We start from the raw sequence: 13,469 nt of genomic DNA on the forward strand, positions 1-13,469 counted from the left end.
GCGGCCAGATGTCCTATCTGGAATGCGAAGCAAAAAGGATCTCTGCCCCGTGGAAACGCATTCGGACACGCACCGTGGCCGCCTGACCAAGGACGGCATTCGCATCTACGAGGCGGCCGATTTCGCGGGCATGCACAAGGCCGGGCGTCTGGCCGCACAGATCCTCGACGATATCGCGCCCCATGTGGACGTGGGCCAGACCACCGGCGAGATCGACCGGCTGATCACGCAGATGGTGGACGATGCCGGGGCCACCTCGGCCACGATCGGCTACAAGGGATACCGTCATGCTTCGTGCATCTCGGTCAACCATGTCGTCTGCCATGGCATTCCCGGTGACAAGGTCCTCAAGGACGGCGATATCCTGAATATCGACGTGACGGTGATCGTCGATGGATGGTTCGGAGATACCAGCCGGATGTACGTGGCCGGAAAACCTTCGATCAAGGCGGAGCGGCTGGTGCAGGTCACCCATGATGCGCTGATGCTTGGCATCGAGGCCGCGCGGCCCGGCAACACCTTTGGCGACATCGGCCACGCGATCCAGACCTATGTCGAGGCGCAGCGCATGTCCGTCGTGCGCGATTTCTGCGGACATGGCCTTGGTCAGGTGTTCCACGCCCCGCCAAACGTGCTGCACTATGGCCGCCCGGGGACGGGGCCGAAGCTGGAAGAGGGCATGTTCTTCACCATCGAGCCGATGGTGAACCTTGGCCGTCCCGAGACCAAGGTTCTGGCCGATGACTGGACCGCGGTGACGCGGGACAAGTCGCTATCGGCCCAGTTCGAACATTCCATCGGCATCACCGCCGACGGCTGTGAAATCTTCACGCTGTCGCCGGGCGGTCTGTTCCACCCGACAAAGCCCGCAGGTTAACTCACCGCCGCGCGGTAGAAGTGCCACGAGGCGTGACCCAGCACCGGCAAGACCACGATCAACCCAAGGAACGCCGGGATCGAGCCGAGCGCCAGTAGCGCCGCGATGATCAGCCCCCATGCGGCGACAACCCCGGGATTGCTCGCCGCAACGCGGGCCGAGGTCACGACCGCGCCGAACAGGCCAACCCGCCGGTCGACCAGCATCGGGAATGACACCACGCTGATCACCAATGCCACCGCGGCAAAGCCTAGTCCCACGCCACAGCCGGCCAGAATCATCGCCCAGCCCGCCGACGTGGTCAGCACATCGCTGACGAAGGACGCAAGAGACGCAGGCGCCTCCGGGCCCAGCGTGGCGGCGTAAATGGCATTGGCGGCCAGCATCCAGAAAACGAAAAGCGCCGCCAGAACCAGCCCCAGCAGCAGTTCCGGCCCGATCAGACGGGTCCGCATGTCCGACAGCACCTCACCCCATCCGGGGTCGCTCTCGCTTTCGCGCCGGCGGCTCATGTCATACAGGGCGATGCCGCTGACCGGGCCCAGCAGGGCAAAGCCCGCCGTCAGCGGAAAGACGAGGTGCAGCGCACCCCGGTGAAGGGCCATATAGGCAAGCAATCCGCCGATCAACGGATAGACCAGCACGATGAAGATGACGTCGCTGCGGCTGGCCATGGCATCGGCCATGCCTTTGCGCAGTGCCGTGCCGATGTCTGACATGGCAAGACGGTGCACCTGCGGCGGCGCGGCCTCTTGCCCGCCGATGCCGTCAATGGCCTCGCCTGCGATCTGGGCCGTCCCGAAGAGGGCCTGCGCGCCCCATGTCAGCGGATTTCCGATGGTCTTGGGCATGTCTTCCTCCTGACTTGCGGTCAGGCCCGGCGACAGTAGGGTCGCGCAGTGCCGACCTTATCCATGAAGGATAACATAGGGCGCGGGCCCTAGTCGGACAGGGTTTCGTGAGGCGCGGCGTGATCACCAAGCATCCTCACCTCTCGCTGCGGGAAGGGAATCGAGATGCCGTGTTCCTTGAACGCATCCCAAAGCGCGAGGTAGACCGCGCCCTTGATATTGGTCAGCCCGCCCGTCGGATCACGGATCCAGAACCGCAGGATGTAGTCGACGCTGCTGTCGCCAAACCCCACGATATGGCAGACCGCAGGGCGAAAACTCAGCACCCTTTCCACCCCCATCGCGGCCTCTATGGCGATCTTGCGCACCTTGTGCGGGTCGTCCTTGTAGGCGGTCCCGAAAAAGATATCGAGCCGGACGAAGTCGTTTGAATGCGACCAGTTCACCACCTGCCCGGTGATCAGGTCCTCGTTCGGAATCAGGTATTCCTTGCCGTCGCGCGTGGTGATCGAGACGTAGCGCGCACCAAGGCTGTTGATCCAGCCAAAGGTCTCGCCCAGGCTGATCACGTCGCCCGGTTTGATCGACTTGTCGAGCAGGATGATGACGCCGGAGACGAGGTTCGAGACCACCTTCTGCAGGCCGAAGCCAAGGCCGACACCGATCGCACCCGACAACACCGCAAGCCCTGTCAGGTCCACCCCCACCGTCTTTAGCCCGATGAAGAAGGCCGCACCGTAAAGCAGCAGTTGCAGCATCTTGATCGAGAGAACCCGCATCGAGGGGCTGAGTTCCTCGTTCTTCTCGATCCGGGCCGAGGTCGCCCGCGACAGGAACCGCGCGGCGAAAAACAGGATGCCAAGGCTCAGCGTCGCCTGCAGCACCAGCCAGACAGACAGCCGCATGCCGCCCAGCGTCACAGACATGCTGTCAAGCAGCCGCTCGGTCTCGTCGGTCAGGTTGAGGATGGTCAGCGTGATCCAGATCCACGCGCCGTAGCGCACCGTCTGGCGCAGCAGGCTGTTGTTGATCAGCCGGGTGGCGAAAGCGACGACCAGCCAAGCGGTAGACAGGTTGGCGATGATCGCCAGCAGGTAGGACCGACTGGGCCATGTGACTTGCCGCATCACGTAGACGGCGAGCCAGATCAGCAGGACGAAGAAGATCGCGCGCAGTCGTTTGTGCGTGACGACAAGGTAGCGCATCCGCCATTTCGGCCAGCCTTCGCGGGCGCGCATCCACGCATAAAGACGCGGACCCAGCACCCGCCGCAGCAGGTGCGCGACGATGAAAAGGCCGATGGCAATCGCCACCTGATAGGCGTTCCACGGGCGCACCAGCGAATTGAGAAAGACAAGCGCCTGATCCGCCAGCCCTTGGCTGGCCTGCACGAGTTCGTCAGCCTGACTGGCGACGGTCTGCTCCATCGACGGGTTCGCCTTTTTTCCGGTCCACCCATACTGACGGCGGCCCGTCCCCCGCGCAAGCGCGCCGCGCGGGCGTTATTTCAGCAGGTAGGCCACCTCGTTGCGCCGCTTCCACGGCAGGGTGAACGGCGCATCGTAGTAATAGGTGCGCACTGGCCCGGTAACATCCAGCCCCTCGCGCGCCACGATGGCGTCCAGCGCGGCCGTCTTGCGGGCCACGCGCCCAGCCGTGGCCCAGCCCGAGAAGCCCAGAACGACCTGCCGTTCGGCCGGGATCTGCACAAAACGGATCGCGTCGTTGTTGGGCTTGGGCAGGGTATCGAGGGTGTATTGTCGCGGCATCATGAAGGTAACGGTCCAGACGCCATCGCCGCCGGTCTGCGTGACCGGGACAGTCATGTCGATCTTTTCCGGCGCAGCCGTCTGGGTGACGGGCGTGGTCATGGCCACTTTCGCCTGCCCCTGATTGCCGCCGAAGATATAGCCCGCCAGCATCCGAAAGCCTTGGTTCAACGCGCTGCCCGAGGGGCCACGCACGGTGACTTCGGCCACGATATAGGGCGCATAAGCGCGGATCTCGGCCCCGTCGAGCTGCCGCTCGACACTATATGGGGGCGCCTCGTAGCCGTTGTATTTGCCCGGATCGGCGGCGGCCTGCCCGGCAATGCCGGCACCGGCGACAAGGGTGGCGAAACGCGACAGCGTGGTACTCATGATCAAAACTCTTTTGTTCTGACATGGTGCTATACGGTCCAGCGCCAAGCCCCGATCAACCAGACGTGCGGACTTGATCGGGTCCGGGCACGGGTGTATCTGCCCCAGGATGACCCAGGTATTTGACATCGCAGACCGTGCCCGCCTGCCTTGGCGTTTCTTCGGCGCGACCTGCACGGTCCTTGCGCGCCGCTGATCCTGCGCGCCCGGCGCGGCCGCGCCGCATTCGACCTATCACGTTCCCCATAAGCGGAGAGGACCAATGTCCCCCAAGACGCTCTACGACAAGATCTGGGATGCCCACGTCGCCCACGAGGCCGAGGACGGCACCTGCCTTCTGTATATCGACCGCCACCTCGTTCACGAGGTGACCAGCCCGCAGGCCTTTGAAGGGCTGCGCATGGCCAACCGCAAGGTGCGCGCGCCGGAAAAGACAATTGCCGTGCCCGACCACAACGTGCCCACCACCACCGACCGCGCCAATGCCGCGACCATGACCGAGGACAGCCGTATCCAGGTCGAGGCGCTGGACAAGAACGCCAAGGATTTCGGCATCAACTACTATCCCGTCTCGGACATCCGGCAGGGGATCGTGCATATCGTCGGGCCGGAACAGGGCTGGACCCTGCCCGGCATGACCGTGGTCTGCGGTGACAGCCATACCGCGACTCATGGCGCCTTCGGCGCGCTGGCGCATGGCATCGGCACGTCGGAGGTGGAGCATGTGCTGGCCACCCAGACGCTGATCCAGAAGAAATCGAAGAACATGAAGGTCGAGATCACCGGCAAGCTGCGCCCCGGTGTCACGGCCAAGGACATCACCCTGTCCGTGATCGGCGCGACGGGCACGGCGGGCGGCACCGGCTATGTCATCGAATATTGCGGCGAGGCGATCCGCGATCTTTCGATGGAAGGCCGCATGACCGTCTGCAACATGGCGATCGAGGGCGGCGCGCGCGCGGGCCTGATCGCCCCCGACGAAAAGACCTTTGCGTACATAATGGGCCGCCCCCACGCGCCCAAGGGCGCCCAGTGGGAAGCGGCGATGGCGTGGTGGAAAACCCTCTACTCCGACGACGACGCGCAGTGGGACAAGGTGGTGACGCTGAAGGGCGAGGATATCGCCCCGGTCGTAACCTGGGGCACCTCGCCCGAGGACGTGCTGCCGATCACCGCGACCGTCCCCGCCCCGCAGGACTTCACCGGCGGCAAGGTGGACGCGGCGCAGCGCGCGCTGGACTACATGGGCCTGACGCCGGGCCAGAAACTGACCGATATCGCCATAGACACGGTGTTCATCGGTTCCTGCACCAATGGCCGGATCGAGGACCTGCGTGCTGCCGCGGCAATCCTGAAGGGCAAGAAGAAGAAGGATGGTCTTCGGGCCATGGTCGTGCCCGGCTCTGGCCTTGTCCGCGCGCAGGCCGAAGAAGAGGGGCTGGCGCAGATCTTCATCGACGCCGGCTTTGAATGGCGGATGGCGGGATGCTCCATGTGCCTTGCCATGAACCCCGACCAGCTTGCCCCCGGCGAACGCTGCGCCTCGACTTCGAACCGCAACTTCGAAGGGCGGCAGGGCTACAAGGGCCGCACCCACCTGGTGTCCCCCGCGATGGCCGCCGCCGCCGCGATCACCGGCCACCTCACCGATGTCAGGGAGATGATGTAATGGACAAGTTCGACAAACTGAGCGGCATTGCAGCCCCCCTGCCGCTGGTCAACATCGACACCGACATGATCATCCCCAAGCAGTTCCTCAAGACCATCAAGCGGTCGGGGCTGGGGGTGAACCTGTTCGACGAGATGCGCTATGACCGCGAGGGCAACGAGATCCCGGATTTCGTCCTGAACAAGCCCGCCTATCGCGATGCGCAGATCCTTGTCGCGGGCGACAACTTCGGCTGTGGTTCAAGCCGGGAACACGCGCCCTGGGCGCTGCTGGATTTCGGCATCCGTGCCGTGATCTCGACCAGCTATGCCGACATCTTCTACAACAACTGCTTCAAGAACGGCATCCTGCCCATCGTCCTGCCCCCCGAACAGGTGGCGGTGCTGATGAAGGACGCCGAGAAGGGCGCCAATGCCCGGATCGAGATCGACCTTGAAAACCAGACCGTCACCGCTGCCGACGGCACGGCCTTTCACTTCGAGGTGGACCCGTTCAAGAAGCACTGCCTGCTCAACGGCCTCGACGATATCGGCCTGACGATGGAGAAATCGGCAGCCATCGACGCCTTCGAAACGAAGGCCTCCGCGGCCCGTCCCTGGGTCTGAGCGCGCGATTTCAACCATTGGTGCCACGCGGCGCCAAAACTACATCATGACGGGTGCGGCGCGCGATCTTGGAAAGGCTCGCGCGCCGTTTCCACATGTTGTGCATGGGTTGTGGCAGCCATGCCACCTGCCGCGCGATGGTTGCATTCCCGCACCACTTTTGCCGCAAAAGCGCCTTAATGGATTCCCCAAGCTTCATCAAAGGATTGTCGGGCGAAGTGAAAGTGGGCAAAGTGATGGCAATAAAGAGGCAGTCCGCCAAATCCGGCGGTTCAGGATGGGACAAGGCCGCGGCACCGTATCGCGACCGACCTGATTGAGGATGGGATAGCAGTGTTCTCACGGCTCACAGGGGCATTGGCCCGGGCGGTTCTGGTTGCGTCGTTGGTGGCGATGCCTTCGGCTCTGTTGCCGGGCACGCCCGCCGACACGACCCAGATCGCCGCGTTGATCGCGCTGTGTGCCGCTGCCTTTACCTTTGTTGAATACAACAGCACCTATCCCAGCCTTGTCGAGTTTCGCGATGCGCCGCCCTTCAACCGCATCCGGTTCTTCGCGCTGTTCGCCGCGGTCATGGCCCTGACGGTCATCGCGCGCGGCAAGGTCGAACCCTCGACCATGACGCGCCTTTTCGATCTGCTGGGCGCGCGCATCGCCGAAATGCTGGATTTCCCCTATTCGCCGGTGCGCCTTGTGGTGCTGATGATGCCGCGCGACGCCGATCCGGCGCTGGTTGAATCCGTGCGCACCGCGGCCGGACTAAGCTATCTGGTTTCGATCATCTCGCTCGCCGCCTTCGTTCTGATCCTGCGGATCAAGGGCTGGCCGCGGAGCAACAGCAGCTTTAACGTCTGGACGAACCTGCCCACCTTCGACCCCACAACCGGTGGCGACGTTGTGGCGCGGCTGACCCGCGACGGGCAGATCAACATCATCCTGGGGTTTCTTCTGCCCTTCGTGATTCCCGCCTTCATCAAGCTGACCTCGGAAATCTTCAATCCGATCAGTCTTGCCAATCCACATACCCTGATCTGGACGATGGCGGCATGGGCGTTTCTTCCTTCCTCGCTTCTGATGCGCGGTATCGCGATGGGCCGCGTCGCGCAGATGATCCAGGACAAGCGTCGCCGCTCTTACGCCGAGGCGCACGGGCTGCAGCCGGTCTGACACTGGCCCTTGCCTTGGCCGGCACCGCGACGGCCGACACGCTGCGCGTCGCCACCTTTGCCGCACCATTCAGTCGCGCCGGACCGGGCCTGTTACTGCGCGATCTGGTGCAGGACAAAGATCCGCAGATTACCGCCGCCGTCGCGGTGATCGCCCATGCCGCCCCAGATATCCTGCTGCTGACCGAGTTCGACTATGACGCCGCAGGTGCCGCCGCCGGCGCGCTGGCCAAGCTGCTGGCGCGTGCCGGGGCCGACTATCCTTATCGTTTCGCGCTGCCGCCCAATGCAGGGCTGGCAACCCGCCTTGACATGGATGGCGACGGTCGGACCGGCGGAGCCGGTGATGCGCAGGGTTACGGGCGCTTCTTTGGCGATGGCGGTATGCTGATCCTGTCGCGCTGGCCGATCGAGACGGACCGCGTGCGCGACTTTTCCACGCTTGCCTGGCGCGACCTGCCGGGCGCCGTGCTGCCGCAGGTCGACGGGGCGCCGTTTCCTTCGGCAGCGGCCCAACAGGTCCAGCGGCTGGCCCCGGTCGGGCTTTGGGCCGTGCCCGTCACGGCGCCGGGCGGGTCGCTGACCTTGTTGACGCTTGACGCCACGCCGCCGGTCTTTGACGGCCCCGAAGACCGTAATGGCCTGCGCAATCGGGACGAGGTGCGGTTCTGGCTGCTCTATCTGGATGGCGCCTTTGGCCCGCCCGGCCCCGCGCCGGTGGTTCTGGGCAATGCCAACCTCGACCCGATCGATGGCGCCGGCCGTCACGAGGCGATCACCGCCCTTCTGGCCGACCCCCGCTTGCAGGATCCGGCCCCTGCCAGCGCAGGGGCTGCCCTTGCCGCAGATCCGGGCCAGCAGGGGAACCCGGCGCTTGACACGGTCGACTGGCCCGGTGGGGCGACGGGGGATGGACCGGGCAACCTGCGGGTCAGCTACGTTTTGCCCGCCGCTAACTGGCGGGTGACGGGGGCAGGCGTGTTCTGGCCCGCCCCCGACAGTCCCGAAGCGGCACTACTGGGCCGTGACGGGCTGGCCGCCGGACCGCACCGCCTTGTCTGGGTGGACCTGCGACGCTAGGCCGGACAGCATTACATTGGCCACCGGCGTCGGCTGGAATTCCGGCAGCAGGCGCGCAAACTTCGCGCCGCCCAGGCGATGACTGGTGAACCACAACGGCTTCATCTCGGACATCTCGCGCGCCAGTTCCCAGAACGGCGAGGCCAGCCGCATCAGCGCCCAGGGAAAGCCGCCAAAGCGCAGCTTGCGGCCTAGCTCTGCCTCCAGCGCGGACTTCAGCTCGACCGGCGTGAAGTGCGGCCCCGGCATCGGGATGTCCTCGAACCGGGACAGGCTTTCGCGCCGCTCGGCCAGCATCACCGCCGCGCGCGCCCAGTCGGGCAGGTAGGTATAGGCGTGGCGCGTGTCGGGCCGTCCCGGCACGGTCACCTTGCCCTTGGCAAGATCACGCAACAGGATCGCGCCCATGGTGTCATCCTCGCGCCCCGGCGCAATGAAGCTGCCCGCGCGCAGGATGATCGTGCGCACGCCCGACGCGGCGTAGGCTTCCTCCATTTCCTTGCGGACGCGGCCCTTGCGCGTGGTGGGCGCCTGCGGCGTGGTCTCGTCCCAGGTCTGCGTCGTGCGGCCCGGGCGGAAGGCGAAGTTGTAGACGTTGCCGGGCACGATCACGGTCGCGCCACTGGCCTTCGCCGCGGCGATCACCTGCGCGGTGATGGCCGGGATGATATGGGCCCAGTCATGGTAGGCGGGCGGGTTCAGGCCGTTGACGATCACGTCGGCGCCCTTCGCCGCAGCGGTCATGTCGGTGCTGCGGTCATAGCGGCGCACGGTCCAGCCGGCATTCCAGAATGCCTCGGCGGCAAAGCTGCCGATCTTGCCCGAGGCGCCGAGGATAAGAACAGTCTTGGTCATTGCATCTCTCCGTTTGCAAGGTGTGAGAGCAAGATCATCCATTCGCATGCGAAAAGAAATTGCGAGAATTTGCATTTCCTGTATTCATATATGAATGGACAAGACCCTCACTTCACTCGACTGGTCGCTCGTGCAGGCCTTCCTCGCGGTGGCCAAAACCGGCAGCTTGTCGGCCGCCGCGCGGCAACTGGGCATCAGTCAACCGACGTTGGGCCGGCAGGTGCGCACGATGGAAGCGCAATTGCAGGCCGATCTCTTTCATCGCCAGCCCCGGGGCCTCGACCTGACCGAAACCGGTGCGGCCCTGGTGGCCCCCGCGCGTGCCATGCGCGAGGCGGCGGGGCAGATCGCACTGAACGCTGCGGGGCGCGCCTCACGGTTGGAAGGCACCGTACGGATCACTGCCAGCATCGCGATGAGCGTTTATCACCTGCCCCGGATCGTCGCCGCGATCCGGCTGGCCGAACCGCGCATCGCCATCGAGATCGAGCCGTCGGACGATACGCGCAATCTGCTCTGGCGCGAGGCCGACATTGCCATCCGGATGTATCGTCCCACGCAGCTAGACCTTGTGACGCGGCAGGTGGGCGAGGTGACGCTGGCCGCGTTCGCGGCCCAAAGCTATCTTGCCCGGCGCGGCCGTCCGACGACCCCTGCCGACCTGATGCAGCATGACGTGGTCGGCTTTGACCGGCAGGGAGGCATCGTGGAGGGATTCCGCGCCGGCCGCCTGGACGTGGACCGCGAATGGTTCAAGACCCGCTGCGATGACACGACTGTCTACTGGGAACTGGTGCGCGCAGGCTGTGGCATCGGCTTCGCACATGCAAGCGTGGGCCGGGCTGACCCCACCGTCGAGGAACTGGATATCGGCCTTGCGGTACCCACCTTGCCGGTTTGGCTGACCGCGCACCAGATTATGCGGCAAACCCCGCGCATCCGCCGCGTCTGGGACCTGCTGGTCAATGGCCTGCGCGAGATCGTGGACTAGATGCCCGCGAAAGGATCGCGCCACGCGTCGATCCTGTCCAGTTGCGCCGCCCAGCGGCGTACGTTCGGCGCATCATCCAGCGGCAGGCCCGCCGCGGACGCAAAGGGCAGTGCAGTGGCAGCACGGAAATCGGCGTAGCTCAGCCTGTCGCCCAGCAACCATTCGCGCCCTCCCAGATGCGCATCGAGGATCGGCAGCAACGCGGCCCAATCCGCCAGCCCCTGCGCGATTTCGGCCTCGGGCAGGCGGTCTTGGGTGAATTGCGGCATCACGACCCTGCTGAAATAGACCGGGTCGGCCGCGCGGTTGAGGTGATGGGTGGCCCAGCTGATCCAACGGACCATGTCGGGCTGGGATGCATCGGTGCGCCAGAAGTCGGACCCTGTCAGCGCAGAAAGGCGGCAGACGATCGCGTCTGCCTCCCACAGCGGCGGCTGCCCTTCTTCGACCAATACCGGGTAGCGCCCCATCGGGTTCAGGCTGGGAAAGGCCGCCTTTTCCTCGGCGCTCATCGTGTAGCCCAGAACATAGGTCACCGGCGCGTTCAGGTGTCGGGCTGCCGCAACGCAGACCCGCGGATTGAGGTTGGGCGAGTAGTAAAGTTTTATTGGCGCCTCCCCGGCTGTTTGAGGCAGGTTATGCCTCTGTGACGCACCCGCCAAGCCGCGCTTTCTTGACCCCGACGGGCCAACCGGCTACCTCGCATCAACCTCATCTCAGCCCCACCCCATTCAGCCAAGGACCCCGCCCATGACCAACCCCTCGCTCCTGATCCTCGCCGGCGACGGCATCGGCCCCGAAGTCATGGACGAGGTGAAGAAGATCATCGGCTGGATGGGCGCGAAACGCGGCGTCCAGTTCGACGTGTCCGAGGACCTTGTCGGCGGCTGCGCCTACGACGTGCACGGCACGCCGCTGGCCGACGCCACGATGGCCAAGGCACAGGAAGTGGACGCGGTGCTGCTGGGCGCCGTCGGCGGCCCGAAATACGACGCCCTCGATTTCAGCGTGAAGCCCGAGCGTGGCCTGCTGCGCCTGCGCAAGGAGATGGATCTTTACGCCAACCTGCGCCCCGCCCAGTGCTTTGACGCGCTCGCCGATTTCTCGTCGCTGAAAAAGGACGTGGTCGCCGGCCTCGACATCATGATCGTGCGCGAGCTGACCTCGGGCGTCTATTTCGGCGAACCGCGCGGGATCATCACCGAGGGCAACGAACGGGTGGGGATCAATACCCAGCGCTATACCGAAAGCGAGATTGCCCGCGTCGCCCGCTCGGCCTTCGAGCTGGCCCGCAAGCGCGGCAACAAGGTCTGCTCGATGGAGAAGGCCAATGTGATGGAATCGGGCGTGCTGTGGCGGCAGGTCGTGCAGGAGGTGCATGACAAGGAATATGCCGATGTCGAGCTCAGCCACATGTATGCTGACGCCGGCGCGATGCAGCTAACCCGCTGGCCCAAGCAGTTCGACGTGATCGTGACAGACAACCTCTTCGGCGACCTGCTGTCGGACCTCGCCGCGATGCTGACCGGCAGCCTGGGCATGTTGCCCTCTGCGAGCCTCGGCGCGCCGATGGCCAATGGCCGGCCCAAGGCGCTTTATGAGCCCGTCCACGGCTCGGCCCCCGATATCGCCGGTCAGGGCAAGGCGAACCCGATCGCCTGCATCCTGTCGTTCGCCATGGCCCTGCGCTACAGCTTCGACATGGGCGACGAGGCCACGCGGGTGGAGCAGGCGGTGGAAAAGGTGCTGGCCGACGGCCTGCGCACCGCCGACCTGATGGGCCCCGAAGGCGGCACGCCCGTCTCGACCTCGGCGATGGGCGACGCCGTCGTCGCCGCGCTGGACGCGAGCCTGTAGTCATTCGCGCAAAGGGCCGCGCCCCCTCGGGGCAGGCGCGGCCCGGCGTTGCCATAGGACGGGACCTAATCCTCGGCCCGCTTCTGCGGCAAAGGCGCCTCGCCCTCTTCCGGCGTCAGCCCGTAGGGCGCGACCAGTCGCCAGACATGGGCCGGCACCATCGTCTTCAGCCGCCGGGGCGCGGCATGGCGCAGGAACAGCACCGTCTCGACCGCCTTCATCTCGACCCGGGTGCGCGCAAACTCCAGCCCCCGCGGCCCGGTGCGCGGCATCAGCCACGCCATGATCCCGCGCATGAAATCGGGCATCCGCCGAAGCGGCAGCCCGCCCGCCGCCCGCGCCGTGTTGGCCAGAAACCCCTTCACCGGCCCGGCCCGCTTGCCCTTGGACCGGAGCGGCGACAGACGCACGTCACCACCCAACAAGTCCAGCAATTCCTGCCCGCGCGCATTGCGCACGATCACCCACTGCTGCCCCTCGCCCGCCATATAGCCGACGGTGATGTCGGCCAGCGTGTTGGTGTAGTCGACGCAGGTGCGGCAGGTCAGCGGAAAGAAATCCGGCGGCAGATCCGCCAGCGGCAGCTTCAGGAACGGAATCGCCCGGCGGCTGCCATCGTCAAACCGCAACTCGACGTGATAGTCGGCGCGAAACTCCAGATAGCTGATCGTCTCGGGCCGGTCCGAGAGGCGCGCAAGGAAGTCGTGGAAATTCTCGGTCGTGGTGTTGTCCGAACAGGGCGTGCCGATGACATAGATCCGTTCGAACCCCAGATCCGCCTCGATCTTGCGTAGGGCGTGGATCTGGCAGGGGATGCCGATCACGGCGATGCGCCGGTATCCCGCCACGCGCGCGGGTTCCAGCAGGGCAAGCACCGGCGCAAAGCCCATCCGCATGCCGCGCGCCTGCGCCATCCCCTCGGGCTTGGTCACAATAATCGGCTGGCCCTTCCAGCGGTCAGCCGGGTCGGGCCCGACCGTCAGCACCGCATCGACCAGCCCCGCCGCCAGCAGCCGCGCGCCGATGCCGGTAGTGATGCCCGTCCATTGCGCGCCGGGCGCGGGGGCTGCCATTTCGGCCCGGTGCATCGCCAGGTAATGGCCAAAGAACCGCTCCTCGCCGATGGCGGGGTCGCGCGCCCGGCCATGCAGGCGCGCCTCCTCGGTCGCATAGTCGGGCTGCAAGAATTGGCATGCCTTGCCGCAGTCATGCGCATTGGTCATCCGCGACAGCCCGCAATCGGTGCACAGGTGGCGGGGTTCGGCAGGCCGCAGAACGGGCGCGACAAATGGGCGGGGCAGTGGTGTGTCGTCCATGTGGGGTATGTCCTTGCGGCGGGTCAGGGCTGCACCACTGTGCATTGACCATTGCCGCCTC

At 65.4% G+C, this 13,469-nt stretch carries 14 protein-coding genes; 7 read left to right on the top strand and 7 right to left on the bottom strand.

What is annotated here, in order from left to right:
* Positions 1-49 precede the first annotated feature (49 nt).
* Positions 50-877, top strand: a complete 828-nt coding sequence (gene map / locus GC146_RS16310) for a type I methionyl aminopeptidase (protein WP_291841076.1) — start codon at positions 50-52, stop codon at positions 875-877.
* Here map and GC146_RS16315 read toward each other — a convergent pair.
* From GC146_RS16315 to GC146_RS16325, 3 genes are all read right to left on the bottom strand, one after another.
* Positions 874-1,728 (bottom strand): DUF2189 domain-containing protein, encoded by an 855-nt coding sequence (locus GC146_RS16315; protein ID WP_291841078.1) that lies wholly within the window; start codon positions 1,726-1,728, stop codon positions 874-876. The genes map and GC146_RS16315 overlap by 4 nt on opposite strands.
* A gap of 89 nt (positions 1,729-1,817) precedes the next feature.
* The gene (locus tag GC146_RS16320; protein ID WP_291841080.1) at positions 1,818-3,155 is read right to left on the bottom strand and encodes a mechanosensitive ion channel domain-containing protein; all 1,338 of its coding nucleotides are present in this window, start codon (positions 3,153-3,155) and stop codon (positions 1,818-1,820) included.
* A gap of 75 nt (positions 3,156-3,230) precedes the next feature.
* Positions 3,231-3,869 (bottom strand): heme-binding protein, encoded by a 639-nt coding sequence (locus GC146_RS16325; RefSeq protein ID WP_291841082.1) that lies wholly within the window; start codon positions 3,867-3,869, stop codon positions 3,231-3,233.
* Positions 3,870-4,131: 262 nt separating this feature from the next.
* Here GC146_RS16325 and leuC point away from each other — a divergent pair, with 262 nt between their 5' ends.
* Entirely contained in the window at positions 4,132-5,538 is a 1,407-nt protein-coding gene (leuC, locus tag GC146_RS16330) for a 3-isopropylmalate dehydratase large subunit (protein WP_291841084.1), read from the top strand.
* Positions 5,538-6,143 carry a 3-isopropylmalate dehydratase small subunit gene (gene leuD, locus GC146_RS16335; protein WP_291841086.1) on the top strand — a complete coding sequence of 202 codons (606 nt, stop codon included), beginning with the start codon at positions 5,538-5,540 and terminating at the stop codon, positions 6,141-6,143. Before leuC ends, leuD begins: the two co-directional genes overlap by 1 nt.
* A 10-nt stretch (positions 6,144-6,153) precedes the next feature.
* Here leuD and GC146_RS16340 read toward each other — a convergent pair whose 3' ends face one another.
* A complete protein-coding gene (locus GC146_RS16340; protein ID WP_291841088.1) occupies positions 6,154-6,429 on the bottom strand; it encodes a hypothetical protein in 276 nt (91 codons plus the stop codon).
* Positions 6,430-6,536: 107 nt separating this feature from the next.
* On the opposite strand from GC146_RS16340, the gene GC146_RS16345 reads away from it, so the two are divergent.
* The gene (locus tag GC146_RS16345) at positions 6,537-7,310 is read left to right on the top strand and encodes a hypothetical protein (protein ID WP_291841090.1); all 774 of its coding nucleotides are present in this window, start codon (positions 6,537-6,539) and stop codon (positions 7,308-7,310) included.
* A 14-nt stretch (positions 7,311-7,324) separates the two neighbouring features.
* Entirely contained in the window at positions 7,325-8,389 is a 1,065-nt protein-coding gene (locus tag GC146_RS16350) for an endonuclease/exonuclease/phosphatase family protein (protein ID WP_291841092.1), read from the top strand.
* Here the strand turns inward: GC146_RS16350 and GC146_RS16355 are convergent.
* On the bottom strand, positions 8,324-9,244 hold the full coding sequence (locus GC146_RS16355; protein ID WP_291841094.1) for a sugar nucleotide-binding protein: 921 nt from the start codon (positions 9,242-9,244) through the stop codon (positions 8,324-8,326). The two genes, GC146_RS16350 and GC146_RS16355, sit on opposite strands and share 66 nt — an antisense overlap.
* 94 nt (positions 9,245-9,338) lie before the next feature.
* Between GC146_RS16355 and GC146_RS16360 the strand changes: the two genes are divergently transcribed.
* Complete coding sequence (locus tag GC146_RS16360) at positions 9,339-10,235, top strand: LysR family transcriptional regulator (RefSeq protein WP_291841096.1); 897 nt, start codon at positions 9,339-9,341, stop codon at positions 10,233-10,235.
* Here GC146_RS16360 and GC146_RS16365 read toward each other — a convergent pair.
* Complete coding sequence (locus GC146_RS16365; RefSeq protein WP_291841098.1) at positions 10,232-10,771, bottom strand: glutathione S-transferase family protein; 540 nt, start codon at positions 10,769-10,771, stop codon at positions 10,232-10,234. The two genes, GC146_RS16360 and GC146_RS16365, sit on opposite strands and share 4 nt — an antisense overlap.
* Positions 10,772-10,985: 214 nt before the next feature.
* On the opposite strand from GC146_RS16365, the gene leuB reads away from it, so the two are divergent.
* Positions 10,986-12,092, top strand: a complete 1,107-nt coding sequence (leuB, locus tag GC146_RS16370) for a 3-isopropylmalate dehydrogenase (RefSeq protein WP_291841100.1) — start codon at positions 10,986-10,988, stop codon at positions 12,090-12,092.
* Positions 12,093-12,157: 65 nt separating this feature from the next.
* Here the strand turns inward: leuB and GC146_RS16375 are convergent, their stop codons facing one another.
* Positions 12,158-13,408: a Coenzyme F420 hydrogenase/dehydrogenase, beta subunit C-terminal domain gene (locus GC146_RS16375; protein WP_291841102.1), complete on the bottom strand. Its 1,251-nt coding sequence runs from the start codon at positions 13,406-13,408 to the stop codon at positions 12,158-12,160.
* Between the last annotated feature and the right edge of the window lie 61 nt (positions 13,409-13,469).

The organism is Limimaricola sp., from assembly GCF_016125575.1.
Taxonomy (GTDB): domain Bacteria; phylum Pseudomonadota; class Alphaproteobacteria; order Rhodobacterales; family Rhodobacteraceae; genus WGLM01.

Excerpts from the sequence above, each read along its gene's own strand:
- GC146_RS16360 (WP_291841096.1), top strand. The coding sequence starts at position 9,339 with ATGGACAAGACCCTCACTTCACTCGACTGGTCGCTCGTGCAGGCCTTC.
- leuC (WP_291841084.1), top strand. The coding sequence starts at position 4,132 with ATGTCCCCCAAGACGCTCTACGACAAGATCTGGGATGCCCACGTCGCC.
- leuD (WP_291841086.1), top strand. The coding sequence starts at position 5,538 with ATGGACAAGTTCGACAAACTGAGCGGCATTGCAGCCCCCCTGCCGCTG.
- GC146_RS16325 (WP_291841082.1), bottom strand. The coding sequence starts at position 3,869 with ATGAGTACCACGCTGTCGCGTTTCGCCACCCTTGTCGCCGGTGCCGGC.
- GC146_RS16355 (WP_291841094.1), bottom strand. The coding sequence starts at position 9,244 with ATGACCAAGACTGTTCTTATCCTCGGCGCCTCGGGCAAGATCGGCAGC.
- leuB (WP_291841100.1), top strand. The coding sequence starts at position 10,986 with ATGACCAACCCCTCGCTCCTGATCCTCGCCGGCGACGGCATCGGCCCC.
- GC146_RS16320 (WP_291841080.1), bottom strand. The coding sequence starts at position 3,155 with ATGGAGCAGACCGTCGCCAGTCAGGCTGACGAACTCGTGCAGGCCAGC.
- GC146_RS16315 (WP_291841078.1), bottom strand. The coding sequence starts at position 1,728 with ATGCCCAAGACCATCGGAAATCCGCTGACATGGGGCGCGCAGGCCCTC.
- GC146_RS16345 (WP_291841090.1), top strand. The coding sequence starts at position 6,537 with ATGCCTTCGGCTCTGTTGCCGGGCACGCCCGCCGACACGACCCAGATC.
- GC146_RS16375 (WP_291841102.1), bottom strand. The coding sequence starts at position 13,408 with ATGGACGACACACCACTGCCCCGCCCATTTGTCGCGCCCGTTCTGCGG.